Genomic DNA, 25,918 nt, shown 5'->3' with positions numbered 1-25,918 from the left:
GAAGACCGCGCCGCGCAGGAGATCGCGGAGAATATCCAGACCCGGCTGGCGTCGTTCTTCGTCGCGGGTAGCTGACGGCTGAAGACTTTACCCTCCCCTGAAGGGGGAGGGTCGACGCGAATGTAATGAGCGGCGGGGTGGGGTGAAAGTCTCTCCCCTCGCACAGTGCCCGCGTTGAGAGATCACCCCACCCCGTCTCACATGTCGCTACGCTCCATGTGAGCCGACCCTCCCCCTCCAGGGGAGGGTAAGCTGGATCCCACTCCATGGTCGCGCTTCGCGGAAGAGAGATCGACGCTTTTCTCGCCCGGCCCGATCCGGCGCGTCCCATCATCCTGCTTTACGGTCCCGATGCCGGCCTCGTGCGCGAACGGGCCGATGCGCTGCTGGCGTCCGCAGTCGACGACCCCGACGATCCGTTCTCGCTGGTGCGGCTCGATGGCGATGAGCTCTCCGCCGAGCCATCGCGGCTGGTCGATGAAGCCATGACCATACCGATGTTCGGCGGCCGCCGCGCCATTCGCGTCCGCGCCGGCTCGCGCAGTTTCGCCGGCGGAATCGACACGCTGGCCGATATGCCCCTGAAGGACTGCCGCATCGTGATCGAGGCCGGCGAGCTGCGGGCCGAATCGCCGTTGCGCAAGGCCTGCGAGCGCGCCAAAACCGCGGTCGCGATCGCCTGCTATACCGACGACGCCGGCGCGATCGCGCGATTGATCGACAGCGAGTTGCGGGTTTCGAACCTGGGCATCGCGGCCGACGCCCGCGCGGTCCTGATGTCGCTGCTCGGCGGCGACCGCCAGGCCTCGCGCAACGAACTGAAGAAGCTTGCGCTGTACGCGCACGGCGCGCGCGAGGTTACGCTCGACGACGTGATGGCGGTGGTCGCCGACGCCTCCGAGCTCAAGCTCGACCCGATCATCGACGGCGCCTTCGCGGGAAAACCGGACCTGGTGGAAACCGAATTCGCCAAGGCCATGGTGGCCGGCACCTATCCCGGCATGATCATTTCAGCCGCGCAGCGCCATGCCGCGTGGCTGCACAAGAACAGCCTCGCCGTGGCCGAGGGCGCCCCGGTATCGAGCTTGCTCGACAGCGGATTCCCGCGGCTGCATTTTTCAAGGAAGCCGAGCGCCGAGGCCGCGCTGCGCAATCTCAGCACGGCGCGGCTGGCCGGGATCATCGAACAGCTCGCGACCGCCGCGCTGGAGACGCGCAAGCAGGCGACGCTGGCCGCCGCGATCGCGCAGCGCGCGCTGATGTCGATCGCGGTCAATGCGAAGCGGCGGGGGTGAGTTAATCTTCACCTCTCCCGCTTGCGGGGGAGGTCGCGCGCGAAGCGCGCGGGTGGGGGCATGCATCCGCACCGCGGGCTGTTGAAGCACCCCCACACCGGCCCTCCCCCGCAAGCGGGAGAGGGAGAAGAACGCTACCTACCCCGTCGCCTCCAGCCGCCTTAAAATCTCGTCGAGCTGGTCGAGGTCGCCGTAGCGGATCTGCACGGTGCCGCCGGGATCGCGATGGTTGATGCTGACGGCCAGGCCCAGCATGTCGCTGACTCTCTTCTCAAGCGTGACCGTGTCGGGGTCCTTGACCTTGCCGCCACGCGCCTTTTGCGGTTTGCGCACCGGCACGCCCTCGACATGCGCCAGCGCTTCGGCCTGGCGCACGTTGAGACCTTCCTCGACGATGCGCTTCGCCGCCGCCACCGGATCGGGCACGCCGATCAGCGCGCGCGCGTGACCCGCGGACAGCTGGCCCGAGGCGATAAGGGCCTGCACGCCGTCAGGCAGCTTGGTCAGCCGCATCATGTTGGCGACATGGCTGCGGCTCTTTCCGACGATTTTTGCGATTTCGTCCTGGGTGCGCTTAAACTCGTTGGCCAGCGCGTGATAGCCCTGCGCCTCTTCCAGCGCATTGAGATCCTCGCGCTGCACGTTTTCGATGATCGCGATTTCGAGCGCGTCGGAATCGCTGACATCGACCGGCACGATCGGCACTTCGTGCAGTCCGGCGATCTGCGAGGCGCGCCAGCGCCGTTCGCCGGCGATGATTTCAAAGCGATCCTGCGCGCCCTTGACCGGACGCACCACGATCGGCTGGATCACGCCATGCTGCTTGATCGAATCCGAGAGCTCGCCGAGTTCGGCATCGGAGAAGCTGCGGCGCGGATTGCGCGGATTGGGTTTGAGGAATTCGATCGGCACCTTGCGCTGCGAGCGCGGCCGCTCCAGATGCGCGGCCTCGCCGCCGACATCCCCGATCAGACTTGCAAGACCGCGGCCCAGTCGCGAACGCGCTTCGTCGGCCATCGCCAGCTCCCTTGGATTCACTCGTCGCACTCCGGAATTAGACGCCTGGATTCTTTCATCCTTCGAGGCTCGGGGCGTTGCCCCTCGCACCTCAGGATGACGCTGTGCCTGTTGCCGTCACCCTGAGGTGCGCGCTCTTGCGCGCCTCAAAGGGCGATGCCCAACTCAATGCGTGCGTAGCTCGCGCTCGCGCTGGATCACTTCGGTCGCTAGCTTGAGATAGGCTTCGCTGCCGACGCATTTGAGATCGTAAACCAGCACCGGCTTGCCGTAGGACGGCGCCTCGGAGATGCGCACGTTGCGCGGGATCATGGTGTTGTAGACCTTGGCGCCCATGAACTGGCGGACGTCGGCGACGACCTGGTTCGACAGATTATTGCGCGAGTCGAACATGGTCAGCACGATGCCGTGGATCGACAGGTTTGGATTGAGGGTCGAGCGCACCTGCTCCACCGTCTGCAGCAATTGCGACAGGCCTTCGAGCGCGAAGAACTCGCATTGCAGCGGCACCAGGATCGCATCCGACGCCGCCATCGCATTGACGGTCAGAAGATTGAGCGACGGCGGGCAATCGATCAGCACATAGCTGTAATCGGCATCGGGGGCGGCGTCGGTGTTCAGGGCGGCGATCGCATCGCGCAGGCGGAAGGCGCGGTCGCGGGTCGCGCCGAGTTCGAGCTCGAGGCCGGAAAGATCCATCGTCGATGCCGCGATATGCAGGCGCGGCACCGCGGTCGGCACCACGGCGTCGCGCAGCGGCGCCTCGCCGATCAGCACGTCATAGGTCGAGCAGCTGCGGCTGCGGCGATCGATGCCGAGGCCGGTGGAAGCGTTGCCCTGCGGATCGAGGTCGACGATCAGCACCCGCTCCCCGATGGCCGCGAGCGCGGTGCCGAGGTTGATCGCGGTGGTGGTCTTGCCGACGCCGCCCTTCTGGTTGGCGAGCGCCAGGATGCGCGGATGGCCGGCCGGGTGATTGGCCTTATCCTCTTGATCTATTTGATCTATTACGGTCATACGCTGGCGCCATTTGCTGTCGCGGATGGATTTCGTCGTTCGATCCGGTCGAGCTCGACGATCCAGCCTTGTCCGCCGGTGCGGCTGGAATGAAGATGTGGCTTGATATTCCAATATTTAGTGGCTTCGGTCAATTCAGCCTCTACATCTTGGCCTTTGAGAAGGAGCGCCTTCGCGCCGTGTCTCACCAGCGGCTCCGCAAAGCCGATGAGCTGGTGTAGCGGAGCCACCGCCCGGGCTGTGACGCAATCGACCGGCCCGGCAATTCTATCCACACTATCCCCGATATCCGCGAGGTGAACCTGGCCGGGCGAGTTGGTAACTCGCAGCGCCTCGCGAAGGAACGCGGCCTTCTTGGCATTGCGCTCGACCAGGTGGATGATCGCGCCCGGCGTCTCCGCCAGCGCGCAGGCCAGCACCACCCCGGGGAAACCTCCACCGCTGCCGAAGTCGGCCCAGACCCTGGCCGACGGAGCGATGGCCAGCAGCTGCAGCGAATCGGCGATGTGGCGGGTCCAGAGATTGGGAAGCGTCGACGGCGCCACCAGATTGGTCTTGGCCTGCCACTCCAGCAGCAGCGCGACGTAACGATCCAGCCGTACCTCGGTTTCACGTGAAACGGGCGTCAACGCCAGCGCAGCCGCTTTGTCGGCGGGGAGGATGGGAGATTTTGTCTGGCTTGCTGCTTTGGTCATCTAGTCGGGGGTCTTCGGTTGCACGGACGTCGGAATGTTTGGCCCAAGCCCTGTTTCACGTGAAACGGTCTATGCGGATGCCGCCGCCGGTTTCTTTCGCGCTTCCCGCCGCAGATACGCCGCCAGGATACCCAGCGCCGCCGGCGTCATCGAATCAATTCGCCCGGCCTGCCCCACCGTTCGCGGGCGCGCGGCTTCGAGTTTTGATCGGGCCTCGTTGGAAAGTCCCGGCACCAGGCTGTAATCGATATCCGCCAGGATCAGTCCCTCGTCGCGCCGGAAGGCATCGACGTCAGCGGTCTGGCGCTTGAGATAGACGTCGTATTTGGCGTCGATCTCGAGATGAACGGCGATCGCTGGGTCAATGGCCGACAACTCCGGCCAGATGCCGCGGACCTCGGTCCAGCCGATCTCGGGATAGGCCAGCAATTCGAACGCCGAACGGCGCTGGCCATCCCGGTTGAGCGCCAAACCATGCTTGCCTGCCTCATTGGGGGTAATGCTCAGGGATTTTGTCAGTGCCTTGGCATGGTTCAGCGCGGCCATCTTCGCGCCGTGACGGACCGACCGGGCCTGCCCCACGCAGCCCAGCGTGATGCCCTTGTCGGTCAGGCGCTGGTCCGCATTGTCCGCCCGCAGCGTCAGCCGGTATTCTGCCCGCGAGGTGAACATCCGGTACGGCTCGGTGATCCCGCGGGTCACGAGATCGTCGATCATGACGCCGAGATAGCCATCGGCGCGGTCGAACACGATCGGTTCGGCGCCGCTGGCAGCCAAGGCGGCGTTGAGACCCGCAACGAGGCCCTGCGCTGCCGCCTCCTCATAGCCCGTGGTGCCGTTGATCTGTCCCGCCAGGAACAGCCCCGGCAAACGCCGGGTCTGCAGGGTGGAGTCGAGTTCGCGGGGATCGACATGGTCATACTCGATCGCATAGCCCGGCCGGACCATCCGGACCCGCTCCAGACCCGGGATCGTCGCCAGGATCGCGAGCTGCACCTCTTCCGGCAGCGAGGTCGAGATGCCGTTGGGGTAGACCGTGGTGTCGTCGAGCCCTTCAGGCTCCAGAAAGATCTGATGCCCGTCGCGGTCGCCGAACCGGACGATCTTGTCCTCGATCGAGGGGCAATAGCGCGGCCCTGAGCTCTTGATCTGACCGGAATACATAGGCGAGCGATGCACATTGGCTCGTATCACCTCATGCGTCGCCGGCGTGGTGCGGGTGATCCCGCACTGAATCTGCGGCGTCGTGATCCGGTCAGTCATCACCGAGAACGGCTCCGGCGGATCGTCTCCGGACTGCATCTCCACAGCCGACCAGTCGATGGTGCTCCCGTCGAGCCGGGGCGGCGTGCCGGTCTTGAGCCGCCCGAGCGTAAAGCCGGCCTGTTCGAATGATTTGGAGAGTCCCAGCGCCGGGGCTTCGTCGACGCGGCCGGCCGGCCAGTTCTTTTCACCGAGATGGATCAGGCCGCGCAGGAAGGTGCCGGTGGTGATGACAACGGCGCCGGCAGACAGCTCGCGGCCATCGATCAGCCGGATGCCGGTGACTCGGCCGTCCGATACGGCGAGTTCGTCGGCTTCGCCCTCGATCACACTCAGATTGGCCGTCTCGCGGATGGCGGCCTGCATCGCAGCCGCATAAAGCTTGCGGTCCGCCTGGGCGCGAGGCCCCCGAACGGCCGGTCCCTTGCGGCGATTGAGCATGCGAAACTGGATGCCGCCGGCGTCGGCGACCCGGCCCATCAGCCCGTCCAGCGCATCGACCTCGCGTACCAGGTGACCCTTGCCGAGTCCGCCGATAGCGGGATTACAGGACATCGCGCCGATCGTCGCAAAACGATGGGTCACCATCGCCGTCCGGGCGCCCAGACGCGCAGCGGCGCCGGCGGCTTCGCAGCCGGCATGACCGCCACCGACCACGATGACGTCGAACGTTTCTGGCGAAATATTCATGTGAGGCTTTTATCGCGGGGCGGCGAAAGCCGGAAGTGGTAAGTTCGCCTCGTGAGCCTGTTTCACGTGAAACACCGGTTCCGGAGGGCGAAAAGGCGTTGTTTCACGTGAAACAATCCAGTTCCATCACGTTCCATGAAATGAACAAAGAAATATTACTTACTTCCCTATACAAAAATCCCGGAAGATCACGTCGAGAATATCCTCGACATCGACCCGCCCGAGCAACCGCCCCACCGAATAGGCCGCAGCCCGTAGCTCCTCGGCGGCAAGCTCCTCCCCGTTGCCGACGATCTCAACACTGCGCCGCAACGAAGCCGCCGTCTCCTTCAGCAATTTTCGCTGCCGTGCCCTGCCGATCAATCCACCGTCGTCCGAACCGAAATAATCATGGGCGAATCCAACCACCGCCGCGACCAGTTCCGGCATCCCGTCACCCCGGCTGGCCGAGATCCGAAATTCGGCCGCAGCGTCGCCCCGGCCCCCACCCCGATTTGCTTGCGCCCCAACGGCCGGATCCGAGTCGAGATCAATCTTGTTGCGCACCAGCCAAACCGGCGCAGTGGCCCCGGATAGAATTTTCTGGGGCTGCGCATCGGCCAGCCACAGCACCAGGTCGGCCTCGGCCGCACGGGCGCGAGCGCGCCGGACGCCCTCCTGCTCCACCGGATCGTCGGTCTCGCGAATCCCGGCGGTGTCGATCACCGTCACCGGATAGCCGTCGAGATCGAGCTGCACCTCGATGATGTCGCGCGTGGTGCCGGCATGCGGCGAGACGATCGCCACCTCGCGCCGCGCCAGATAATTCATCAGCGTCGATTTTCCGACATTCGGCGGGCCCGCGATCGCGACCACCAGGCCGTCGCGCAGCCGTTCACTGCGGCCCTGTGCCGCAAGGACTTCTTCGATTTCCGCAAGCAAGGCTTCGACTTTCAGCAGCGCCGGCGCGATCAGTTCGGCCGGCACGTCAGCCTCGTCGGAGAAATCGATCCCGGCTTCGATCAATGCCGAGGCCTCGATGATCTGGGCGCGCCAGTCGCGCGCGCGGTCGCCGAGCAGACCCTTCAACTGCCGCAGCGCCTGGCGGCGTTGCCGCTCGGTGTCGGCATGAATCAGATCGTCGAGACCTTCGGCCTCGGTGAGGTCGAGCTTGCCGTTCTCGAAGGCGCGACGGGTAAATTCACCCGGCTCGGCGGCGCGGATATTCTCGAAAGCAGCAAGCGCCGTGAAAAGCGCCGCCAGCACCGCGCGGCCGCCGTGAACGTGAAATTCCGCGACATCCTCGCCAGTCGCGCTGGCCGGTCCCGGAAACCACAGCACCACCGCATCGTCGATCGGCTGCTGCGCAACATCCCGCAACAGCACCCGCGTCGCCATCCGCGGCGCCGGAATCTTGCCGGCCAAAGCGGTCAGAACCGGACCGGCCTGGGACCCGGAGACTCGCACCAAAGCAATGGCGCTTGGCGGCCGGCCCGACGAAAGGGCAAAAATCGTCTGTTCCCGCGGATGCATCGCCTATTTGTGCCGGAGCCCTTGAAAAGGCAACGCTATTACCGCCAGCCGTTGGCTTCCCCCGAACCGGGGCGAGTGGGCGGGGGATGGATCGTAGGCCGCAGCATTCCCGCAGCGTAATTGTTGCAACGCATTATATCCGCCAACCCCGGCAGATGCCAAATATCTCATTACTTCAATATCTTAATACGACATCCGCGAACCGGTTGCCACGTCATGCCGCAGTTATGCTGCAACATGGACCGCAGCATAACCCTCCCAGTGGCATCGAAAAGGGCGCCCTCGCCTGTGCGAGGACGCCCCGTTCGCGATCCGCCAGATCGATCAGGTATTCATCGACTCGAAGAATTCCGCGTTGTTCTTGGTGTTGCGCAGCTTGTCGAGCAGGAAGTCGATCGCATCCATGGTGCCCATCGGATTGAGGATCCGGCGCAGCACGTACATTTTCTTCAGAAGTTGCGGATCGGTGATCAGCTCTTCCTTGCGGGTGCCGGAACGCGAAATGTCGATCGCCGGGAAAGTCCGCTTGTCCGAGACCTTGCGATCGAGAATCAGTTCGGAATTGCCGGTGCCCTTGAACTCTTCGAAAATGACCTCGTCCATGCGGCTGCCGGTATCGACCAGCGCGGTCGCGATGATGGTGAGCGAACCACCCTCCTCGATGTTGCGCGCGGCGCCGAAGAAGCGCTTGGGCCGCTGCAGCGCGTTGGCGTCGACGCCGCCGGTCAGCACCTTGCCGGATGAGGGCACCACGGTGTTGTAAGCGCGCCCCAGGCGTGTAATCGAGTCCAGGAGGATCACGACGTCGCGGCCGTGCTCGACCAGCCGCTTGGCCTTCTCGATGACCATCTCGGCGACCTGGACGTGACGAACCGCCGGCTCGTCGAAGGTCGAGGAAACCACTTCGCCCTTCACCGAACGCTGCATGTCCGTGACTTCCTCCGGACGTTCATCGATCAGCAGCACGATCAGATAGCATTCCGGGTGATTGGCGGTGATCGAGTGCGCAATGTTCTGCATCAGCACGGTCTTGCCGGTGCGCGGCGGCGCCACGATCAGGGCGCGCTGGCCCTTGCCGATCGGCGCGACGATGTCGATAACCCGCGCAGAAAGGTCCTTTCTGGTGGGGTCTTCGAGCTCGAGCCGGAAGCGCTGATCGGGAAACAGCGGCGTCAGATTGTCGAAATTGACCTTGTGCTTGGACTTCTCCGGGTCCTCGAAATTCAGCGTGTTGACCTTCAGCAGCGCGAAATAACGCTCGCCTTCCTTCGGGCTGCGAATATGGCCTTCGATGGTGTCACCGGTGCGCAATCCGAAGCGACGGATCTGCGACGGCGAAACGTAGATATCGTCAGGTCCCGGCAGATAATTGGCGTCCGGCGAGCGCAAAAAGCCAAAACCGTCGGAGAGAACCTCGACGACGCCCTCCCCGATGATGTCGGTTTCCTGGATCGCGAGCTGCGTGAGAATGGCGAACATCAGCTCCTGCTTGCGCATCGTGCTGGCGTTTTCGACCCCCTTTTCCTCCGCGAACGAGACGAGCTCGGCCGGCGTCTGGGCTTTGAGGTCTTGAAGTTTCATTTCCCGCATTGGGATGGTCCTGTGGAGTAACGTGGGGGAGGGTTGCGAGGAGGCTTTGAGAAAATGCGGACGCGAGCAAAAGCAAGGTCCGCAGGTCTGAGCAAGGAAAGCGCCGGTGAGGCTTCAAACCTGATGCGGCGGCCGGTTCGATGGAAAACCGGAACACGACCACATCCGCCTGCGTGGGGTGGGATTTCAGCAATATAGAAAATCGGACGGACTTCCGCAAGCAGGCCCGCGGTTCGGGATGTTGACGGCGAAACCCCTCAAAACGGCTTAACGATCACGAGAATCACGATGACGACCATCAGAACGGTTGGTACCTCATTGATAATACGGTAAAATTTCTGACGCCTGACATTCCTGTCAGCAGCAAAATCCTTCACCAGTCGGACGAAAAACCCGTGCACGCCCGACAGCACCAGCACCAGCAGCAATTTACCGTGGAACCAGCCGGCGGAAAGCCAGCCACCGGACCAGGCGAGGTATAGCCCGGCCAGCCAGGTCACGATCATCGCCGGATTGATGATTGCCTTCAGCAACCGGCGTTCCATGATCTTGAACGTCTCGGACTGCTTCGATCCGACCTCAGCGTCGCAGTGGTAGATGAACAGCCGCGGCAAATAGAGCATGCCAGCCATCCACGAGATGACCGCGATGACATGCAGCGCCTTGATCCATTCGTACATCGCGACGTCTCAACCCCGGTTGGCAAATTTCCGCCGCAGCCCCGGAACGTGTCACCGGATCGCAGCGTTGCGGTGAAGCAGGCTTAGCACGAGGGCGGTCCTGGCTCGACGGCAGACATATCCTCACCCCCAGCCTTTCTAAATAACCTAGTTTAGAATCTTAGGTTTGAGTCTAAGTAGCTGTGATTAGCGCCAGCGCAAAACCACCGCGACGTTGTCAGCACTTGTTCACATCCATCAACATATCCCGCGCTCATCCTGACAAGCCGGATATCATGATCTGTTTCATATGCTTGGCTGACTTGACGGACGGTTTATCAAGAGACAAGTCCACATAACCACACTATCATTGCACCGACCGCATGGAGTTATCCCGAACAGGAGGCCTGTGCAGAAAAAGCCGGGTTATCCCGGACAGCCCGGTTCGTGTTCGATTCTCTCAGGTAAACTCCACAGCGATTCACAGGATACACAGGGGTCTAGGTGCCTACGACCGGCAATTATTTTCATCTTCATCTGGTGTCCGATTCGACCGGTGAGACCCTGATCACGGTGGCGCGTGCGGTAGCCGCGCAATACGCCAATGTGACGCCGGTCGAACATGTCTATCCGCTGGTGCGCAGCCAGAAGCAGCTCGATCGCGTGCTCGATGAAATCGAGGAAGCTCCCGGAATCGTGTTGTTCACCCTGCTGGAAAAGGATCTGGTCGCCCGGCTGGAAGCCAAGTGCAGGGAAATGAATATCCCGAGCCTTTCGATTATCGGTCCGGTGATGCAATTGTTTCAGGCCTATCTCGGCGCCGCCACGACCGGCCGAGTCGGCGCCCAACACGTCCTGAACACGGAATATTTCAAGCGCATCGATGCGCTGAATTACACGATGATGCATGATGACGGTCAGCATGTCGAAGGGCTGGAAGAAGCCGAGGTGATCCTGGTCGGTGTATCGCGCACCTCGAAAACACCGACCTCGATCTATCTCGCCAATCGCGGCATCCGCACGGCCAATGTGCCGCTGGTCCCTGGCATTCCAATCCCGCATCAACTGGAGACGTTGAAGAAGCCGCTGGTGGTCAGTCTTCACGCCACGCCCGAACGCCTCATTCAGGTTCGGCAGAACCGGCTGTTAAGCATGGGTGACCGGGACAATGACACCTACATCGATCGGCAATCGGTCACCGACGAGGTCGCCTACGCGCGGAAATTGTGCGCGAGATTCAATTGGGCCCAGCTCGACGTGACACGGCGGTCGATCGAAGAAACGGCTGCTGCAATACTGAAACTGTTCACCGACCGGCAACGGCAGCGGATTTCCGAATGACGCTGTGGCGCGGCAAAGATCCGTTGATCCTGGCGTCGCAAAGCCGCACGCGGCAGATGCTGCTGGCCAATGCCGGCATTCATTTCGAAGCCGTTCCGGCCGACATCGATGAGCGCGCCGTGCAGCAATCCTCCGCCCTGTCAGCGCCTGGTGAAATAGCTGCGCTTCTTGCGCGCGTGAAGGCGCTTGACGTGTCGATACGCCAGCCGGAAAAATATGTCGTCGGCGCCGATCAGACCCTGGCGCTGGAGACCAGGCTGTTCAGCAAGCCGGCCGGCCGTACCGCGGCCGGCGAGCAGCTACGCGATCTAGCTGGCCGAACTCATGAACTGCACTCCGCCGTTGCGGTCGCGCGCGACGGCAAGATCATGTTCGAAAACACCGCTATCGCACGCATGACCATGCGGCAGCTCAGCGGGGCTGAAATCCAGACCTATCTGGATATGGCAGGAGAGGCGGTGACCTCCAGCGTCGGCGCCTACCAGCTCGAAGGGCTGGGGGTGCATCTGTTCGAGCGCATCGACGGCGACCACTTCACCATCCTTGGACTGCCACTGCTGGCCTTGCTCGGGTTTCTGCGCAACGAGCGGCTGCTTGGCATCTGAACAATTCCCGGGAACAAAAATTGGCGAACGTTGAATGATTATTCTTGGGCTGACCGGTTCGATCGGAATGGGCAAATCCACCACCGCGAAATTGTTCGCGGAAGCCGGCGTCCCGGTCTACGACGCCGATGCGGCCGTTCACCAATTGTATGAAGGCGAGGCGGCGCCGGCGATCGAAGCGGCATTTCCCGGTACCACCGTTGACGGCAAGGTCGATCGTCCGAAATTGTCGGCGCGCGTCGTGCACGATCCCGCGGCCATGAAACAGCTCGAGCAGATCGTCCACCCGATGCTGGGCGCCTCGCGGCAAAAGTTCTTCGCAGATGCCGAGCGGGCCGGCGCACCGGTGGCGGTGGTCGACGTGCCCTTGCTGTATGAGACCGGCGGCGAGAAACGCGTCGATGCGGTGGTGGTGGTGACGACCTCGCCGGAGAACCAGCGCGCGCGAATCATGGCGCGGGGCACCATGACCAGCGAAGCGCTCGATTCCATTTTGGCGCGTCAGCTGCCGGATGCCGAAAAGCGCAAGCGGGCGGATTTCGTGGTGGATACATCTGACGGTCTCGACCCGGTGCGGGTCCAGATCCGCGACATTCTGCAGCAGGTTGCTAAAATGCCGCAACGGCGCAGCTGATTCGCCGCCTTCCGGACCAGACCCATGCGCGAAATCGTTCTCGATACCGAAACCACCGGCCTCGACCCGCTGCGCGGCGACCGGCTGGTTGAAATCGGCTGTGTCGAGATGATCAATTGCATGCCGACCGGACAGACCTTTCACCGCCACATCAATCCGGAACGTTCCATGCCGGCCGAAGCCTTCGCCGTGCACGGCCTTTCCAGCGAGTTCCTTGCCGACAAGCCGCTTTTCGCCCATGTGGTCGACGAGTTCCTGGAGTTCATCGCCGATGCGCCGCTGGTGATCCACAACGCGTCGTTCGATATCGGCTTCATCAATGCCGAACTCGACCGCATCCAGCGGCCGGCCATTTCGCGCGACCGGCTGGTCGACACGCTGCTGCTGGCCCGCCGCAAGCATCCGGGGGTGTCGAACCGGCTCGACGATCTCTGCTCGCGCTATGCGATCGACAATTCCCGCCGCACCAAGCACGGCGCCTTGCTCGACGCCGAGCTGTTGGCCGAGGTCTATATCGACCTGATCGGGGCCCGGCAGTCGCAACTGATCCTGGCAACGGAGAGCCGCGATGTGCGCGCCGGCGGGTACGGCGAAATGCCGCGGCGGATGCGCGAGGCGCCGCTCGCGCCGCGCGTCAGCGATGAAGATCGCGCGGCCCATCGGGCTTTTGTCGCCACGCTGGGCGACAAGCCGGTCTGGAACGATTTTCTGGCTGGTTGACGGGAACCGGGTCCGTTCGCGTTAGCTCGGCTTTGCCTGCGAGGCCTGTGCCGCGGCCTGCCGTTCCAGATTCTGGCGATACAGACCGACGAAATCGACCGGATCCAGCATCAGCGGAGGGAATCCGCCGTCACGCACCGAGGTCGCAATGATCTCGCGCGCGAACGGGAACAGCAGCCGCGGGCATTCGATCATGACCAGCGGATGCAGGTTTTCCTGCGGTACGTTCATGATCCGGAACACGCCGGCATAGGCGAGATCGAAGCTGAACATCACCTTGCCGGCGTTTTCGGCCTTGCCCTCGACCGAAAGCGTCACTTCGAACTCGTTTTCGGCAATATTGTTGGCGCTGACGTTGATCTGGATGTTGATCGCGGGCTGCTGCTGCTGCGGCGCCAGCGAGGCCGGCGCGTTCGGATTCTCGAACGACAAGTCCTTGGTATACTGCGCCAACACGTTCAACTGGGGAGGAGCGGCCGCCTCGGGAGGTGTGCCATTGCCGTTGGTCATGAAAATCTCTCCTGGAGCCGAGCGGGCGGGTTTTACGTCTGAATTCGCTCGCGACGTATGAAAAGGCCGATGTCGGGGCGAGTGGCTATCATAGCCGCGGCTTGGTCCACAAGGACGACCATCGCCTGCGGCCGTCCGGGGCGCCCCAAGGGATCGGCCGGCTCGGGGGATCAGGCATCCGGTAGCCAGGCCGGATCGCCGCGGGAGGGCCTAAATTGTTGAATATGCGCCATTTCCGGACATGATCGGGTTTCCACCCACCGCAAAAACGCGCTACAATTCCGTCAGGGCAACAGGCAAGAGCCTTCGCTTGCAAGAGCCTTCGCTAGCAAGAGCCTTGGCCAGGCCCCGTTTCGTGCCTACATGCTGCAGACCCAATCCATGATTTAATCTCTGCCGTTTCCTGATCGAAACGCTCTACCACCGGCCCAATCCCGGTGCAGACCAGAAAGCGAATGCGACGTGGACATTTACACTATCATCTTCCTGGCGCTGGCGGTCTTTATCTTCCTGCGCCTGCGTAACGTTCTTGGACAGCGCACCGGAAACGAGCGGCCGCCGTTCGATCGCGCGTCGCGCAACGTGCTGCATGGCGCGCAGGACAATAATGTGGTGCCGATCCCGGGCGCGGTGATCGACCAGGCGCCGCTGGCGCCGACCGCGGATGTGGTCCCCCCGACCGACCGCTGGAAGGGTCTGGCCGAACCTGGCACGCCGCTGGCGCAGGGCCTCGACGCCATTGCCGCCCAGGATTCCTCGTTCGATCCCCGGCATTTCCTCAGCGGCGCCAAGAGCGCCTACGAGATGATCGTGCTGGCTTTCGCCAATGGCGACCGCCGCGCGCTGAAGGATCTGCTGTCGTCCGAGGTCTATGAGAGTTTCGAGGCGGTGATCAAGGATCGCGAGAAGCACGAGCAGAGGACGGAAACGCGCTTCGTCTCGATCGACAAGGCCGAGCTCGTCGGGGCGGAAGCCCGCGACCGCGCGGCGCAGCTGACCGTTCGCTTCGTGTCGCAGATGATCACGGCCACCCGAGACAAGGCCGGCACGGTTGTCGACGGCAGCGCCGAAACGGTCGCCGATATCACCGATGTCTGGACCTTCGCCCGCGACATCACCTCACGCGATCCGAACTGGAAGCTGGTTGGCACGGGAAGCGCTCAATAACGCGCGCGGCGCCGGCTGGTATGCCGTCGCGGTCGGCGCGACCGCTGCGGTATTGTCGCTGGCGCCATCGAGCGGGTTCGCCGGGCATCGTTCCCATGCTTCGCATCACGCGCGTCCGCATCTTCCCGCTGCCCGTCCCCTGCCATATCCGCAGCTCGCCTCGCCGCTGGAAATCGGCGGCGGCCAATATGCGCCGGTGGCCTGGGCCGATATCCTGGGCTGGCGCGAGGACGATCATCTGCTCGCCTACAAGGCGTTTCGCATCAGCTGCAGGCCGATCGTGGCGGAACGCAAGCCTCCGGCCGAACCGAAGGCGCTGGGTACCTCGCTGCGCGATCCCTGCCGGGCGGCCCGGGCGCTCGAAATTGACACCGCGGCCAGGGCCAAGACGTTCTTCGAAGAGCATTTCCTTGCCTTGCGAATTTCGCGGCTTGGCGAAGCCGAAGGGTTTGTGACCGGCTACTATGAGCCCATCCTGGATGGATCCAGAACCCAGACCGAAATCTACACCGTGCCGGTCTATCGCCGCCCTTCCAATCTATTCGTCCGCGGCGCCAGGGAGAGCCACGCGGGCTTGCCGAACAAGGGCCAGGTGTTCCGCAAGATCGGCCGCCGCAAGCTCGTGCCCTATTACGATCGCGCCGAGATCGAGGACGGCGCGATTGCCGGCCGCGGCCTCGAAATCGTCTGGCTGAAGAACCAGACCGATTTGCTGTTCACGCAGATCCAGGGCTCGGCGCGGGTGCGCCTCGAGGACGGCTCCACCGTCCGCATCAATTACGACGCGCATAACGGCTTCTCCTACACGCCGGTGGGCCGCATCCTGATCGAACGCAACATCATCCCCCGGGATCAGATGTCGATGCAGAAGATCCGGGAGTGGATGCAGCAGAACCCCGACGGCGCCAACGAATTGCGCAGGCAGAACCGCTCCTATGTGTTCTTTCGCGAAGTGAATCTTTCCGCCGCCGAAGAACCGGTCGGCGCGCAGGGTGTTTCGCTGAGCCCGGGCCGCTCGATCGCGGTCGACAAGGCGTTGCATGTTTATGGCACGCCGTTCTTCATCGAGGGCGAACTGCCGATCGAATCGGAACAATCGAAGACGCCGTTCCGCCGGCTGATGATCGCGCAGGACACCGGATCGGCGATCGTCGGTCCCGCGCGCGCCGATCTCTATTTCGGCGCCGGCGCCGAGGCCGGAAAAATATCGGGCCGGTTCCGGCACAATGCGCGCTTCGTCATGCTGGTCCCGAACAGCCTCGATCCCTCGGCGAGGGGCCGCAAGATGCCGGTACCGGACCCGCGGCCATCGGAGAAAATCGCAAAGCTGTTTCCGCAGGTCGATCCCCTGAAGGATCAGCCCCAGGACGGGACGGCTGCGAAAAGTGCGGCACCTGCTGCAGCACAGCCTCCCGCCGCCGTCGCTCCCGCGGCCACCGCATCGGCCGAGATCGCCAAACCCGTGCCGTTGCCGGAAGCGCGGCCGAATGTCGCCCCGAGCCGCGAAACGCGCCGCCATCGAGACCGCCATCATCGTCATCACCGCCACGGCCGATGAAACGTCCGCCCCCGATTCCGGAACTGCCCGCAGCGCCGCGGCGCCGGCGCAGCCTGAGCGAGGAAGAGCGCACGCTGTGGGAGAGCGTCGCCAAGCAGACAAAACCGCTGCGCAAAAGGGCCCGCGCCGCCAAGGCGCAGATTGCGCCCGCGGATCCCGCAACGCCGGCCGCCGCAAAACCCGCAACCCCGCCGAAGCTGCTTCCACCGGCTAAATTGCCGCGCGTTGCCAGACCCGCGTTGCCGCCGACCGCTCCGCCGCTGGCCCCGCTCGGGCGCCGCGAGCGTTCGCAGCTGTCGCGCGGACGCAAGGAGATCGATGCGCGGCTCGATTTGCACGGCATGACGCAAACCCGCGCCCATCGGGTGCTGTTCGGCTTCCTGCAGCGCGCCCACAGTGAGGGCCTGACCTTCGTGCTCGTCATCACCGGCAAGGGCAAGATTGGCGCGGAATCCGAACGCGGGGTGCTGCGCCGCCAGGTGCCGCAATGGCTGAGCCTGCCCGAATTCCGTTCGCTGGTGGTCGGTTTCGAGGAAGCCCATATCGGCCATGGCGGCGAAGGCGCGCTGTATGTGCGGGTACGACGATCGAGAATCTAACCCGTAGCGTTTTCGAGCGAAGTGGGTACCGGTTCGCGTAAAGAAAACGCGTCAAAATCAAAACGGCCGCACGATCCCGACGCGCGGGATCAACGTCACGATCGCGCCGAGAATGGTGGTCCTTCGATCATCGCTCGATATCATCGGCACCTCGCTCGAAGCCGGCAAGGTCTTGACCGCATGCAGGATCAGGAACATGCAGACCGCCCAGTTCGAAATCCAGCGTGAATAATCGAACACGATCGCGAACATCACCAGATAGGCCGCGCTGACGGCAACGATGCCGGCGATAACGATGCGGCGGTGCAACGGATCCGAGAGCGACCGGATCAGCCCGGCGAAATATTTCCAGAGCGGGGCGTGCAGCCAGATCAGCAGTGCGAATACCGGCACGCCCAACAGGTTGGACGGCATGCGTTCCCACGTATCGTGTATCTCCTGGGAAAGCGGCTGATACCATATAAGGCCAAAGGCATGGGTGTAGCGCAGCAGGTCCTGTTGCGACGGGTCGGCAATGCGGCCCTGCAGACGGGCGATGAATTCTGCCGCCGGGACCGACATCGTTCCTAGGAACTGCGCGGCGAAGAACAGAATGCCGACGGCCACCAATGCTGTCAGGCCGGCGATCGCACTCGATCGCGTTGGCCGCCGCCTCAGGTAATGGCGCAGCACCACGATGACCGCGATGGTCGGCACGTACATCAGGAAGTGGATGTGGTGGATCAGGATCAGGATCATCGAGGAGGCGGCGGCGAGCAGGACGAACCAGATCGAGCGCGCCGGGATCAGCAGCAAGCCGATCGCAAAAGCACAGCCGTAAATGTCGAAGTGGCCGAGCGTGTGCATGAAATTCTTCAGAAAGAACGGCGATCCCGCCATGAACACGAACAGCGGCAGGTGCGCGTCGTCAAAGCCAAAGGTGCGCCGGAACAATTTTGCGAACAAGGCGAGCGTGATCAGCCACACCGCGCCTGATAGCGCGAACACCAGCCACACCGGCACCTTGTCGAAGAACAACGCGACGCCCGCGCCGATCAGTGCGCGTTTTGTAAAGCCGAAATGATAATCGACCAGCAGATGAATGTAGGGAACATAGGGCTCGCGCGTCAGCTTGTAGAGCAAGACGCCGATCAGCACGGCGATGTTGACCGCGAGCATCAGCCGCCAGGGATTTTCCCGCAAACGCAGATTCATTCGGCACCCGAGACAGCGGTTCGATCCGCTGCGAACTATCACATGCCGGATATGCGGCGTGCAATGCCGCGATAACATTCGGCGTCGCCCCGGCGAACGCCGGGGTCCATACGCCGTGACATCGCGGTCAGGCTGGGTGGTAGATATGTCATCTACATGAGATGACCGGGGTTATGGGTCCCTGCGCCCCGTGCGCAATTGCGCACTAGGCAGGGACGACGATTGATGGATGCTTACAAAATAAACCGGCTCAGATCCGCGTTCTTGGCGAGGTCGCCGACATGTTTCTGCACATAGGCGGCGTCGATCTGGATGGTCTCGCCATGACGGTCGGGGGCGGCGAAGGAAATCTCGTCGAGCACCCGCTCCATCACGGTCTGCAGGCGCCGTGCGCCGATATTCTCGACGGTGGAATTGACCGCGACGGCCACATCGGCCAGCGCGTCGATGGCGTCGGGCGTGATATCGAGCGTGACGCCTTCGGTCTGCAGCAGCGCGATATATTGCTTGATCAGCGACGCTTCAGGCTCGGTCAGGATGCGTCGCATGTCGTCGCGGGTCAGTGCTTCCAGTTCGACACGGATCGGCAGCCGCCCCTGCAGTTCCGGCAGCAGGTCCGACGGCTTGGCGATGTGAAACGCACCTGAAGCGATGAACAGGATGTGGTCGGTCTTGACCGCGCCGTGCTTGGTCGAGACGGTGGTGCCTTCGATCAGCGGCAGCAGGTCGCGCTGCACGCCTTCGCGCGAAACGTCGCCGCCGGTGCGGCCGTCGCGCACGCAGATCTTGTCGATCTCGTCGAGAAACACGATGCCGTTGTTCTCGACCGCATGAATCGCTTCCTGAACCAGCTGATCGCTGTCCAGCAGCTTGTCGGATTCCTCGTTGACCAGGAGCTCGTGGGAATCCACCACCGTCAGGCGGCGGGTCTTGGTCCGTCCGCCCATCTTGCCGAAGATATCGCCGATCGAGATCGCGCCCAGCTGCGCGCCGGGCATGCCGGGAATCTCGAACATCGGGGCGCCGCCGGAAGATTGCGTCTCGATCTCGATTTCCTTGTCGTTGAGTTCGCCGGCGCGCAGCTTCCTGCGAAACGAATCCCGCGTCGAAGGGCCGGAGCCGGGGCCGACCAGGGCATCGAGCACGCGCTCCTCGGCGGCGAGCTGCGCGCGGGCCTGCACATCCTTGCGCTTGCGTTCGCGGGTCTGCGCGATCGCGACCTCGACCAGGTCGCGGATGATCTGCTCGACGTCTCGGCCGACATAGCCGACCTCGGTGAATTTGGTGGCTTCGACCTTGATGAACGGCGCGCCGGCCAGTTTCGCCAGCCGCCGCGCGATCTCGGTCTTGCCGACACCGGTCGGCCCGATCATCAGGATGTTTTTCGGCAATACTTCCTCGCGCAGCAGGCCGGTGAGCTGCAGCCGCCGCCAGCGGTTGCGCAGCGCGATGGAGACCGCGCGCTTGGCGTCGGCCTGGCCGACGATGAAGCGGTCGAGTTCGGAAACGATTTCACGGGGAGAGAAGTCGGTCATGGGTCCTAGCTAGGTTCAAAAGGTGGCCGGCACAAGCGGCATCGGATGATCGGCGGGGGCGGCGCCACGCCGGAGCGTCATGGGTTACGCACCATCAGCAGGGCCTCGCCTTCGGTAGTATCTACCAGCCGGTCCCTGATGAAACCCGCGTTTTCATATGCCCTGATGGCGCGGTGGTTGGTCGGATCGGGGTCGGTCACGACCTGCGGCGCGCCGATCTTGAACCGGTCATCGACGAAGCTGCGAATGAAAGCCGAGCCATGGCCGCATCCGATCATATCGGGCTCGCCGATGAACTGATCGATGCCGCGCGTGCCCGGGGGTTGTTGTCCGATGCCTGTATTCCATGCGGTGAGGTCGTAGCACTGGATGTAACCGAACGGACGGCCGGGTACCGAGACGATGAATTGATCCATCGCCGGCTCGTCGAGGTCGCCGCTTACCAACGAGTATTGTTCCGCGGGATCGCCCCACCATTCCCTGACATGAGGCAACGCGAGCCAGCGCCGGATCAGCGGAAGATCGGCCGCGATCATCGGACGGAAAATGTAAGGCGGAGCCATGACCGGCCGCGTTCCCTAAAGCGTCTCGAGGGTCACATTGCGGTTGGTATAGACGCAGATGTCGGCGGCGATATCGAGCGCCCGGCGCACGATGGTTTCGGCGTCCCTGTCGGAGTCGACCAACGCGCGGGCGGCCGCCAGGGCGTAGTTGCCGCCGGATCCGATCGCCATCACGCCGGTTTCCGGCTCCAGCACGTCACCCGTGCCGGTCAGGACCAGCGAGACATCCTTGTCGGCGACGATCATCATCGCTTCCAGCCGCCGCAGATAGCGGTCGGTGCGCCAGTCCTTGGCGAGTTCGACCGCGGCGCGGGTCAATTGCCCAGGATATTGCTCGAGCTTGCTTTCCAGCCGCTCGAACAGCGTAAAGGCGTCGGCCGTGGCGCCGGCAAAGCCGCCGATCACGTCGCCCTTGCCGAGTTTGCGGACTTTTTTGGCGTTGCCCTTGATGATGGTCTGGCCGATCGAGACCTGGCCGTCGCCGCCGATCACCACCTTGCCGCCCTTGCGGACCGTCAAAATGGTGGTGCCGTGCCAGACCGGCGACTGGGATTGTGATGCTTCCATGGAATTCCCTGTGTTCGCCCAAATCTAGGGATTGGCGCGTGCGGTTACAATCGCTGCCGTTGGATGCGTGATTTCGGTCACCATAGGGCGAAGTTCGGCGTCCCGCGGCCCATCCCGCAGTAGCGAAGGCGGCAGCGGCCTGTTAAAAGGGCCGCGTTTTCGGCCAAAGGAAAGCAGTTTTCATGCGCACGGCGACCATCAAGCGCAAGACCAAAGAAACCGATATCGAGGTAACGGTGAACCTCGACGGATCAGGCGTGTCCAACGTCGCGACCGGGGTCGGCTTTTTCGATCATATGCTCGATCTGCTGGCCCGGCATTCGCGCATCGACTTGACCGTGAAGGCGGTTGGCGATCTCCACATCGACGACCATCACACGACCGAAGATGTCGGCATCGCGATCGGCCAGGCCGTGAAGCAGGCGCTCGGCAACATGGCCGGGATCACCCGCTATGCCGGGGTCCATCTGCCAATGGACGAGACGCTGTCGCGGGTCGTGATCGACATTTCCGGCCGTCCGTTTCTGGTGTTCAAGGTGGAGTTTCCGCGCGACAAGATCGGTGCGTTCGATACCGAACTGGTCCGCGAATGGTTCAACGCCTTTGCGATCAATGCCGGCGTGACTTTGCACGTCGAGACCCTATATGGCGAGAACAGCCATCATATCGCCGAATCCTGCTTCAAGGGTCTGGCGAGGGCGCTGCGTGCGGCTGTCGCGATCGATCCGCGCGCCGCGGGCGAAGTGCCGTCCACCAAGGGTCAGCTCGGCGGCTGATTTACCAGCGTGATCCGGAAAAGTGGGAGCCGGTTTTCCGAAAAGATCATGCCCAAACCAAAGGTTCTCGGCGGAGAGATGCGATGCCGGTCTACACGGTTCATGCGCCAGTAATAAACGATGCGGAGGTTCGGGCGGCCGACAGGTTCGCCTTTGTTCGCGACGGCTTTCATTTCTGGGCTGCCCTGCTGGGGCCGGTCTGGCTGCTCTGGCATGGGTTGTGGCTGGCGCTGATCGGATGGATTATCGTGATGACCGCGGTCGGCTTCGGAATGTCGGCGCTCGGCGTTGGCGGAAACGCAATCCTGCTCGTCGACATCCTGCTGGCGCTGCTGATGGGCTTCGAAGCGGCGAGCCTGCGGCGCTGGACCCTGTCGCGGCGCAACTGGCGCCATCTCGACATCGTGGTGGCCGAGGATTGGGAAACCGCGGAGCGGCGGTTCTTCGATCGCTGGACCGCCAAGCAGCGCTCGCTCGTCAACGATCAACTGGCGATCGAGCGCGGCGGGCCGCCACCGACACGGGATATTCCGGGCCAGCCGTTTTCGCGGCCGCCGCCGTTGCCGCGAAGCGAGATCATCGGATTGTTTCCGGAACCGGGAGGTTCGCGGTGAGCGTCGCCATCATCGATTACGGCTCCGGCAATCTGCACTCGGCCGCGAAGGCGTTCGAACGCGCGGCGCGCAGCATGAATGTGCCGGAAAAGATCGTGGTGACCCGCGATCCCGAGACCGTGTACCGCGCCGATCGCATCGTGCTGCCCGGGGTTGGCGCGTTCGCCGATTGCCGCGGGGGTCTCGATGCGCTCGACGGCATGATCCAGGCCATGACCGAAGCGGTGCGCGACAAGGCGCGTCCGTTTTTCGGGATCTGCGTCGGCATGCAGCTGATGGCGACCCGCGGCAAGGAGCGTGTCACCACCGACGGCTTGAACTGGATCGCTGGCGACGTCGAAAAGATCGTGCCGCGCGAAGAAAATCTGAAAATTCCGCACATGGGCTGGAACACGCTCGACATGGTCCGGGAGCACCCGGTGCTTGAGCGATTGCCCCTCGGCCCGAAAGGCCGTCACGCCTATTTCGTGCATTCCTACCACCTCAATGCCACCAACGAGTCGGAAGTGCTGGCGCGCGCCGATTATGGCGGGCCTGTCACGGCGATGGTCGGCAGGGACACCGCGATCGGCACCCAGTTTCACCCGGAGAAGAGCCAGCGTTTCGGGTTGGCCCTGATTGCGAACTTCTTGAGATGGAAGCCGTGATTCTTTTCCTGACAGCGGCATCCTTTTCCCTCCCCCCGCGAGCCCTTGCGAGCGGTGGGGAGGGTCGACGCCGAAGGCGGCGGGGTGGGGGGTGTCTCGGCAAGGACCGCAGCATCGGTGAACGCCGCGCCACCCCCCACCCCCGACCCCTCCCCACCACTTCGTGGGGGGAGGGGAGTTCACCTGCGTCCTTGCGAGAAGGCGTTGCATGATTCTTTTCCCCGCCATCGACCTGAAGAACGGCCAGTGCGTCCGCCTCGAGCAGGGCGACATGGCGCGCGTCACCGTCTTCAACCTCGAACCAGCGGCGCAGGCGCAGAGCTTTGCCGCGCAAGGGTTCGAATATCTGCATGTGGTCGACCTCGACGGCGCCTTTGCCGGCAAGCCGATGAACGCGGCTGCCGTCGAATCGATGCTCAAGGCCGTCACCATGCCGGTGCAGCTCGGCGGCGGGATTCGCGATATCGCCACGGTCGAAGCATGGCTCGGCAAGGGCGTCACCCGCGTCATCATCGGTACCGCGGCGGTGCGCGATCCCGAACTGGTGAAGGGGGCTGCGAAAAAATTCCCCGGCCGCGTCGCGGTCGGTCTCGATGCGCGCGACGGCAAGGTAGCGGTCGAAGGCTGGGCCCGGACCTCGCAGGTCACCGTGCTGGAAATCGCGCAGCGTTTCGAGGATGCCGGTGTCGCCGCGATCATCTTCACCGATATCGCGCGCGACGGTCTGCTGAAGGGGCTCAATCTCGACGCCACCATCGAGCTTGCCGAAAGTATCTCCATCCCCGTTATCGCCTCCGGTGGTTTTGCCTCGATCGAGGACGTCAAGGCGCTGCTGACGCCGCGCGCGCGGAAACTGGCCGGCGCGATCGCGGGCCGTGCGCTCTACGATGGCCGTCTTGACCCCGCCGCCGCGCTGGCGCTGATCCGCAGCGCGCGCGCCGCGGCCTAGGAGCGATCCATGTTCAAGGTGCGCGTGATTCCCTGTCTCGACGTCAAGGATGGCCGCGTGGTCAAGGGCGTCAACTTCGTCGACCTGCGCGATGCCGGCGATCCCGTCGAGGCGGCGATTGCCTATGACGCCGCTGGCGCCGACGAACTGACTTTTCTGGACATTACGGCGACCCACGAAAATCGCGGCACCATGATGGAGGTGGTTCGCCGCACCGCTGAAGCGTGCTTCATGCCGCTGACCGTGGGCGGCGGGGTGCGCACCATCGACGACATCAAGATGCTGCTGCGATCCGGCGCTGACAAGGTGTCGATCAACAGCGCCGCCGTCAGCCGCCGCGAATTCGTCAAGGAAGCCGCGGAAAAATTCGGCGATCAGTGCATCGTGGTGGCGATCGACGCCAAGCGGGTCAAGCGCGGCGGTGGGGGCGAGCGCTGGGAGATCTTCACTCATGGCGGGCGCAATTCCACCGGGATCGATGCGATCGAATATGCCCAGGAAGTGGTCTCGCTCGGCGCCGGCGAAATCCTGCTGACGTCGATGGACCGGGACGGCACCAGGCAGGGGTTCGACCTGCCGCTGACCCAGGCGGTGGCCGACAGTATCCGGGTTCCTGTCATCGCCTCCGGCGGGGTGGGCAACCTCGATCATCTGGTCGAGGGCATCCGGCAGGGTCATGCGACCGCGGTGCTGGCGGCGTCGATATTTCACTTCGGGGAATTCACCATACGCCAGGCCAAGGATCACATGGTGCGCGCCGGGCTGCCGATGCGGCTCGATCCCTGACGACTTCTTATGACAGAAGTGCTACATCCCCCCGGGAGAAAGCGCCCGGATACCGTGGCGCGTGCGTGAGTTTGAGTTGATGTCGCGTTTCACGATTCATGATCTGGCTGCCACCATCGACACCCGTGCGGCGGCAGGGGGCGATACGTCCTACACCGTCAAGCTCCTCAGCAAGGGTGCCGAGCATTGCGCCAAGAAGCTTGGCGAGGAGGCGGTGGAAACCGTGATCGCCGCGGTCGAGAATGACCGCGAGCACCTGATCGCCGAAAGCGCCGATCTGCTGTTTCACCTGCTGGTGCTGTTGAAATGTCGCGACGTCCGGTTCGAGGAGGTCGAGGCCGCGCTGGCGCAGCGCGCCGGCACCTCCGGACTGGAAGAGAAGGCCGCGCGCAAGCGCGACACGTAACAGCCGGATCAACTAAAACCGAGGGCAAGGCTAGAGGCGGCTGATGGACATCAGGGCACCGGATCAACAATACAATCCATACCGGATATTCTCGCGGGAGCAGTGGGCGCGCCTGCGCGACGATACGCCGATGACGCTGGAGCCGGGCGAGTTCGAGCGGCTGCGTTCGATGCATGACCGCCTCGATTTGAAGGAGGTCGAGGACATCTTTCTGCCGCTGTCGCGGCTGCTGTCGATCTATGTCGACGCCACGCTGCGGCTCTATCAGGCGCAACGGCAATTCCTCGGCATCCGCGATCGCAAGGTGCCCTACATCATCGGCGTCGCCGGATCGGTCGCGGTCGGCAAGTCGACCACCGCGCGCGTGCTGCAGGCCCTGCTGGCGCGCTGGTCGCCGCGGCCCAAGGTCGATCTCGTGACCACCGACGGCTTTCTGTTCCCCAATGCGGTGCTGGAACGGCAGGGCCTGATGCAGAAGAAGGGCTTTCCGGAGAGCTACGACCTGCCGGCGCTGCTGTCGTTCCTCAGCGACATCAAGGCGGGACGGCGGCAGGTGCGGGCGCCGGTCTACTCGCATCTGACTTACGACATCGTTCCGAACCAATGGGTCGAGGTCGACCGTCCGGATATCCTGATCTTCGAGGGCGTCAATGTCCTGCAGACCGGACGGCTGCCGCGCGACGGCAAGGCGGTTCCTGTCGTGTCGGACTTCTTCGATTTCTCGGTCTATATCGACGCCGACGAACCGGTGCTGCGCGACTGGTACGTCCGGCGCTTTCTGGCGCTGCGCGACACCGCGTTTACCGACCCGCGATCGTATTTCCATCGCTATGCGCTGCTGTCCGACGAGGAAGCCACCGCCACCGCGCTGGCGATCTGGGAGCGCACCAACCTCGCCAACCTTGAAGACAACATCCTGCCGACCCGGCCGCGGGCGACGCTGATCCTGAAAAAGGGCGCCGATCACGTGGTCGAAACCGTGGCGCTGCGGCGGCTTTGAGTCGACGCA

27 protein-coding genes are annotated in these 25,918 nt (G+C 63.5%); 15 read left to right on the top strand and 12 right to left on the bottom strand.

Annotated features, from left to right (window positions below; all coding sequences use genetic code 11):
• The first annotated feature begins 266 nt into the window (after positions 1–266).
• Positions 267–1,295: a DNA polymerase III subunit delta gene (holA, locus tag Q8N40_RS18445; RefSeq protein ID WP_305712831.1), complete on the top strand. Its 1,029-nt coding sequence runs from the start codon at positions 267–269 to the stop codon at positions 1,293–1,295.
• Positions 1,296–1,433: 138 nt separating this feature from the next.
• Here holA and Q8N40_RS18440 read toward each other — a convergent pair whose 3' ends face one another.
• The 7 genes from Q8N40_RS18440 to hemJ all read right to left on the bottom strand — a co-directional run bounded on the left by Q8N40_RS18440 (position 1,434) and on the right by hemJ (position 9,759).
• Positions 1,434–2,312 (bottom strand): ParB/RepB/Spo0J family partition protein, encoded by an 879-nt coding sequence (locus tag Q8N40_RS18440; protein ID WP_305712830.1) that lies wholly within the window; start codon positions 2,310–2,312, stop codon positions 1,434–1,436.
• A gap of 165 nt (positions 2,313–2,477) precedes the next feature.
• Positions 2,478–3,329, bottom strand: a complete 852-nt coding sequence (locus tag Q8N40_RS18435; protein WP_305712829.1) for a ParA family protein — start codon at positions 3,327–3,329, stop codon at positions 2,478–2,480.
• A complete protein-coding gene (gene rsmG, locus Q8N40_RS18430; protein ID WP_305712828.1) occupies positions 3,326–4,024 on the bottom strand; it encodes a 16S rRNA (guanine(527)-N(7))-methyltransferase RsmG in 699 nt (232 codons plus the stop codon). Before rsmG ends, Q8N40_RS18435 begins: the two co-directional genes overlap by 4 nt.
• A 69-nt stretch (positions 4,025–4,093) precedes the next feature.
• Positions 4,094–5,977 (bottom strand): tRNA uridine-5-carboxymethylaminomethyl(34) synthesis enzyme MnmG, encoded by a 1,884-nt coding sequence (gene mnmG / locus Q8N40_RS18425; protein WP_305712827.1) that lies wholly within the window; start codon positions 5,975–5,977, stop codon positions 4,094–4,096.
• Positions 5,978–6,136: 159 nt separating this feature from the next.
• Positions 6,137–7,489: a tRNA uridine-5-carboxymethylaminomethyl(34) synthesis GTPase MnmE gene (mnmE, locus tag Q8N40_RS18420; RefSeq protein ID WP_305712826.1), complete on the bottom strand. Its 1,353-nt coding sequence runs from the start codon at positions 7,487–7,489 to the stop codon at positions 6,137–6,139.
• Positions 7,490–7,813: 324 nt separating this feature from the next.
• The gene (gene rho, locus Q8N40_RS18415; RefSeq protein ID WP_305712825.1) at positions 7,814–9,079 is read right to left on the bottom strand and encodes a transcription termination factor Rho; all 1,266 of its coding nucleotides are present in this window, start codon (positions 9,077–9,079) and stop codon (positions 7,814–7,816) included.
• A gap of 257 nt (positions 9,080–9,336) precedes the next feature.
• Positions 9,337–9,759 (bottom strand): protoporphyrinogen oxidase HemJ, encoded by a 423-nt coding sequence (gene hemJ, locus Q8N40_RS18410; RefSeq protein WP_305319262.1) that lies wholly within the window; start codon positions 9,757–9,759, stop codon positions 9,337–9,339.
• A gap of 483 nt (positions 9,760–10,242) precedes the next feature.
• Here hemJ and Q8N40_RS18405 point away from each other — a divergent pair, with 483 nt between their 5' ends.
• From Q8N40_RS18405 to dnaQ, 4 genes are read left to right on the top strand one after another with little or no spacing between them, the layout of a single operon-like run.
• Entirely contained in the window at positions 10,243–11,079 is an 837-nt protein-coding gene (locus Q8N40_RS18405) for a pyruvate, water dikinase regulatory protein (RefSeq protein WP_305319261.1), read from the top strand.
• Entirely contained in the window at positions 11,076–11,684 is a 609-nt protein-coding gene (locus Q8N40_RS18400) for a Maf family protein (protein ID WP_305712824.1), read from the top strand. The genes Q8N40_RS18405 and Q8N40_RS18400 overlap by 4 nt, the downstream gene beginning before the upstream one ends.
• Before the next feature lie 34 nt (positions 11,685–11,718).
• Positions 11,719–12,318, top strand: coding sequence for a dephospho-CoA kinase (gene coaE / locus Q8N40_RS18395; RefSeq protein WP_305712823.1), 600 nt, complete (start codon positions 11,719–11,721; stop codon positions 12,316–12,318).
• A gap of 24 nt (positions 12,319–12,342) precedes the next feature.
• On the top strand, positions 12,343–13,038 hold the full coding sequence (gene dnaQ, locus Q8N40_RS18390; protein WP_305712822.1) for a DNA polymerase III subunit epsilon: 696 nt from the start codon (positions 12,343–12,345) through the stop codon (positions 13,036–13,038).
• A gap of 21 nt (positions 13,039–13,059) precedes the next feature.
• Here dnaQ and secB read toward each other — a convergent pair whose 3' ends face one another.
• Positions 13,060–13,548: a protein-export chaperone SecB gene (secB, locus tag Q8N40_RS18385; RefSeq protein ID WP_305319257.1), complete on the bottom strand. Its 489-nt coding sequence runs from the start codon at positions 13,546–13,548 to the stop codon at positions 13,060–13,062.
• 462 nt (positions 13,549–14,010) lie between these two features.
• On the opposite strand from secB, the gene Q8N40_RS18380 reads away from it, so the two are divergent.
• The 3 genes from Q8N40_RS18380 to Q8N40_RS18370 are packed head-to-tail and all read left to right on the top strand — an operon-like array spanning position 14,011 to position 16,872.
• Positions 14,011–14,715: a Tim44/TimA family putative adaptor protein gene (locus Q8N40_RS18380; protein ID WP_305319256.1), complete on the top strand. Its 705-nt coding sequence runs from the start codon at positions 14,011–14,013 to the stop codon at positions 14,713–14,715.
• Positions 14,639–16,273 (top strand): murein transglycosylase A, encoded by a 1,635-nt coding sequence (locus Q8N40_RS18375; protein WP_305712821.1) that lies wholly within the window; start codon positions 14,639–14,641, stop codon positions 16,271–16,273. Before Q8N40_RS18380 ends, Q8N40_RS18375 begins: the two co-directional genes overlap by 77 nt.
• A complete protein-coding gene (locus tag Q8N40_RS18370) occupies positions 16,270–16,872 on the top strand; it encodes a Smr/MutS family protein (RefSeq protein ID WP_305712820.1) in 603 nt (200 codons plus the stop codon). Before Q8N40_RS18375 ends, Q8N40_RS18370 begins: the two co-directional genes overlap by 4 nt.
• A 57-nt stretch (positions 16,873–16,929) precedes the next feature.
• On the opposite strand, the gene Q8N40_RS18365 is transcribed toward Q8N40_RS18370, so the two are convergent.
• From Q8N40_RS18365 to hslV, 4 genes are all read right to left on the bottom strand, one after another.
• Positions 16,930–18,066 carry a hypothetical protein gene (locus Q8N40_RS18365; RefSeq protein ID WP_305712819.1) on the bottom strand — a complete coding sequence of 379 codons (1,137 nt, stop codon included), beginning with the start codon at positions 18,064–18,066 and terminating at the stop codon, positions 16,930–16,932.
• Between the two features lie 233 nt (positions 18,067–18,299).
• Entirely contained in the window at positions 18,300–19,601 is a 1,302-nt protein-coding gene (hslU, locus tag Q8N40_RS18360; RefSeq protein ID WP_305319252.1) for an ATP-dependent protease ATPase subunit HslU, read from the bottom strand.
• 77 nt (positions 19,602–19,678) lie between these two features.
• Positions 19,679–20,164 carry a GNAT family N-acetyltransferase gene (locus Q8N40_RS18355; RefSeq protein ID WP_305712818.1) on the bottom strand — a complete coding sequence of 162 codons (486 nt, stop codon included), beginning with the start codon at positions 20,162–20,164 and terminating at the stop codon, positions 19,679–19,681.
• Positions 20,165–20,179: 15 nt separating this feature from the next.
• The gene (gene hslV, locus Q8N40_RS18350; protein WP_305319250.1) at positions 20,180–20,731 is read right to left on the bottom strand and encodes an ATP-dependent protease subunit HslV; all 552 of its coding nucleotides are present in this window, start codon (positions 20,729–20,731) and stop codon (positions 20,180–20,182) included.
• Positions 20,732–20,913: 182 nt separating this feature from the next.
• Between hslV and hisB the strand changes: the two genes are divergently transcribed.
• From hisB to coaA, 7 genes are all read left to right on the top strand, one after another.
• Entirely contained in the window at positions 20,914–21,507 is a 594-nt protein-coding gene (gene hisB, locus Q8N40_RS18345) for an imidazoleglycerol-phosphate dehydratase HisB (protein WP_305319249.1), read from the top strand.
• 83 nt (positions 21,508–21,590) lie between these two features.
• On the top strand, positions 21,591–22,121 hold the full coding sequence (locus Q8N40_RS18340; RefSeq protein WP_305712817.1) for a DUF2628 domain-containing protein: 531 nt from the start codon (positions 21,591–21,593) through the stop codon (positions 22,119–22,121).
• Positions 22,118–22,768 carry an imidazole glycerol phosphate synthase subunit HisH gene (gene hisH, locus Q8N40_RS18335; RefSeq protein ID WP_305712816.1) on the top strand — a complete coding sequence of 217 codons (651 nt, stop codon included), beginning with the start codon at positions 22,118–22,120 and terminating at the stop codon, positions 22,766–22,768. Before Q8N40_RS18340 ends, hisH begins: the two co-directional genes overlap by 4 nt.
• A gap of 208 nt (positions 22,769–22,976) precedes the next feature.
• Positions 22,977–23,717 (top strand): 1-(5-phosphoribosyl)-5-[(5-phosphoribosylamino)methylideneamino]imidazole-4-carboxamide isomerase, encoded by a 741-nt coding sequence (gene hisA / locus Q8N40_RS18330; protein WP_305712815.1) that lies wholly within the window; start codon positions 22,977–22,979, stop codon positions 23,715–23,717.
• 9 nt (positions 23,718–23,726) lie between these two features.
• Entirely contained in the window at positions 23,727–24,503 is a 777-nt protein-coding gene (gene hisF / locus Q8N40_RS18325) for an imidazole glycerol phosphate synthase subunit HisF (protein WP_305322911.1), read from the top strand.
• Positions 24,504–24,582: 79 nt separating this feature from the next.
• Entirely contained in the window at positions 24,583–24,909 is a 327-nt protein-coding gene (locus Q8N40_RS18320; RefSeq protein WP_305322910.1) for a phosphoribosyl-ATP diphosphatase, read from the top strand.
• 43 nt (positions 24,910–24,952) lie between these two features.
• On the top strand, positions 24,953–25,909 hold the full coding sequence (coaA, locus tag Q8N40_RS18315) for a type I pantothenate kinase (RefSeq protein ID WP_305322909.1): 957 nt from the start codon (positions 24,953–24,955) through the stop codon (positions 25,907–25,909).
• The last annotated feature ends 9 nt before the right edge of the window (positions 25,910–25,918 follow it).

It is taken from the genome of Bradyrhizobium sp. (genome assembly GCF_030693485.1).
GTDB lineage: Bacteria > Pseudomonadota > Alphaproteobacteria > Rhizobiales > Xanthobacteraceae > Bradyrhizobium.
Note: the sequence above shows the minus strand (reverse complement) of the source record. Positions and strands in the feature narration are given on the sequence as shown.

Bases quoted from the DNA above. Each gene is read 5' to 3' on its own strand.
- Q8N40_RS18440 (WP_305712830.1), bottom strand. From the start codon at position 2,312: ATGGCCGACGAAGCGCGTTCGCGACTGGGCCGCGGTCTTGCAAGTCTG.
- hisB (WP_305319249.1), top strand. From the start codon at position 20,914: ATGCGCACGGCGACCATCAAGCGCAAGACCAAAGAAACCGATATCGAG.
- Q8N40_RS18355 (WP_305712818.1), bottom strand. From the start codon at position 20,164: ATGGCTCCGCCTTACATTTTCCGTCCGATGATCGCGGCCGATCTTCCG.
- dnaQ (WP_305712822.1), top strand. From the start codon at position 12,343: ATGCGCGAAATCGTTCTCGATACCGAAACCACCGGCCTCGACCCGCTG.
- holA (WP_305712831.1), top strand. From the start codon at position 267: ATGGTCGCGCTTCGCGGAAGAGAGATCGACGCTTTTCTCGCCCGGCCC.
- hslV (WP_305319250.1), bottom strand. From the start codon at position 20,731: ATGGAAGCATCACAATCCCAGTCGCCGGTCTGGCACGGCACCACCATT.
- rho (WP_305712825.1), bottom strand. From the start codon at position 9,079: ATGCGGGAAATGAAACTTCAAGACCTCAAAGCCCAGACGCCGGCCGAG.
- Q8N40_RS18370 (WP_305712820.1), top strand. From the start codon at position 16,270: ATGAAACGTCCGCCCCCGATTCCGGAACTGCCCGCAGCGCCGCGGCGC.
- mnmG (WP_305712827.1), bottom strand. From the start codon at position 5,977: ATGAATATTTCGCCAGAAACGTTCGACGTCATCGTGGTCGGTGGCGGT.
- mnmE (WP_305712826.1), bottom strand. From the start codon at position 7,489: ATGCATCCGCGGGAACAGACGATTTTTGCCCTTTCGTCGGGCCGGCCG.
- Q8N40_RS18435 (WP_305712829.1), bottom strand. From the start codon at position 3,329: ATGACCGTAATAGATCAAATAGATCAAGAGGATAAGGCCAATCACCCG.
- hemJ (WP_305319262.1), bottom strand. From the start codon at position 9,759: ATGTACGAATGGATCAAGGCGCTGCATGTCATCGCGGTCATCTCGTGG.
- hisA (WP_305712815.1), top strand. From the start codon at position 22,977: ATGATTCTTTTCCCCGCCATCGACCTGAAGAACGGCCAGTGCGTCCGC.
- coaA (WP_305322909.1), top strand. From the start codon at position 24,953: ATGGACATCAGGGCACCGGATCAACAATACAATCCATACCGGATATTC.
- Q8N40_RS18400 (WP_305712824.1), top strand. From the start codon at position 11,076: ATGACGCTGTGGCGCGGCAAAGATCCGTTGATCCTGGCGTCGCAAAGC.
- Q8N40_RS18340 (WP_305712817.1), top strand. From the start codon at position 21,591: ATGCCGGTCTACACGGTTCATGCGCCAGTAATAAACGATGCGGAGGTT.
- coaE (WP_305712823.1), top strand. From the start codon at position 11,719: ATGATTATTCTTGGGCTGACCGGTTCGATCGGAATGGGCAAATCCACC.
- rsmG (WP_305712828.1), bottom strand. From the start codon at position 4,024: ATGACCAAAGCAGCAAGCCAGACAAAATCTCCCATCCTCCCCGCCGAC.
- Q8N40_RS18365 (WP_305712819.1), bottom strand. From the start codon at position 18,066: ATGAATCTGCGTTTGCGGGAAAATCCCTGGCGGCTGATGCTCGCGGTC.
- hisF (WP_305322911.1), top strand. From the start codon at position 23,727: ATGTTCAAGGTGCGCGTGATTCCCTGTCTCGACGTCAAGGATGGCCGC.
- secB (WP_305319257.1), bottom strand. From the start codon at position 13,548: ATGACCAACGGCAATGGCACACCTCCCGAGGCGGCCGCTCCTCCCCAG.
- Q8N40_RS18320 (WP_305322910.1), top strand. From the start codon at position 24,583: ATGTCGCGTTTCACGATTCATGATCTGGCTGCCACCATCGACACCCGT.
- Q8N40_RS18375 (WP_305712821.1), top strand. From the start codon at position 14,639: ATGTCTGGACCTTCGCCCGCGACATCACCTCACGCGATCCGAACTGGA.
- hslU (WP_305319252.1), bottom strand. From the start codon at position 19,601: ATGACCGACTTCTCTCCCCGTGAAATCGTTTCCGAACTCGACCGCTTC.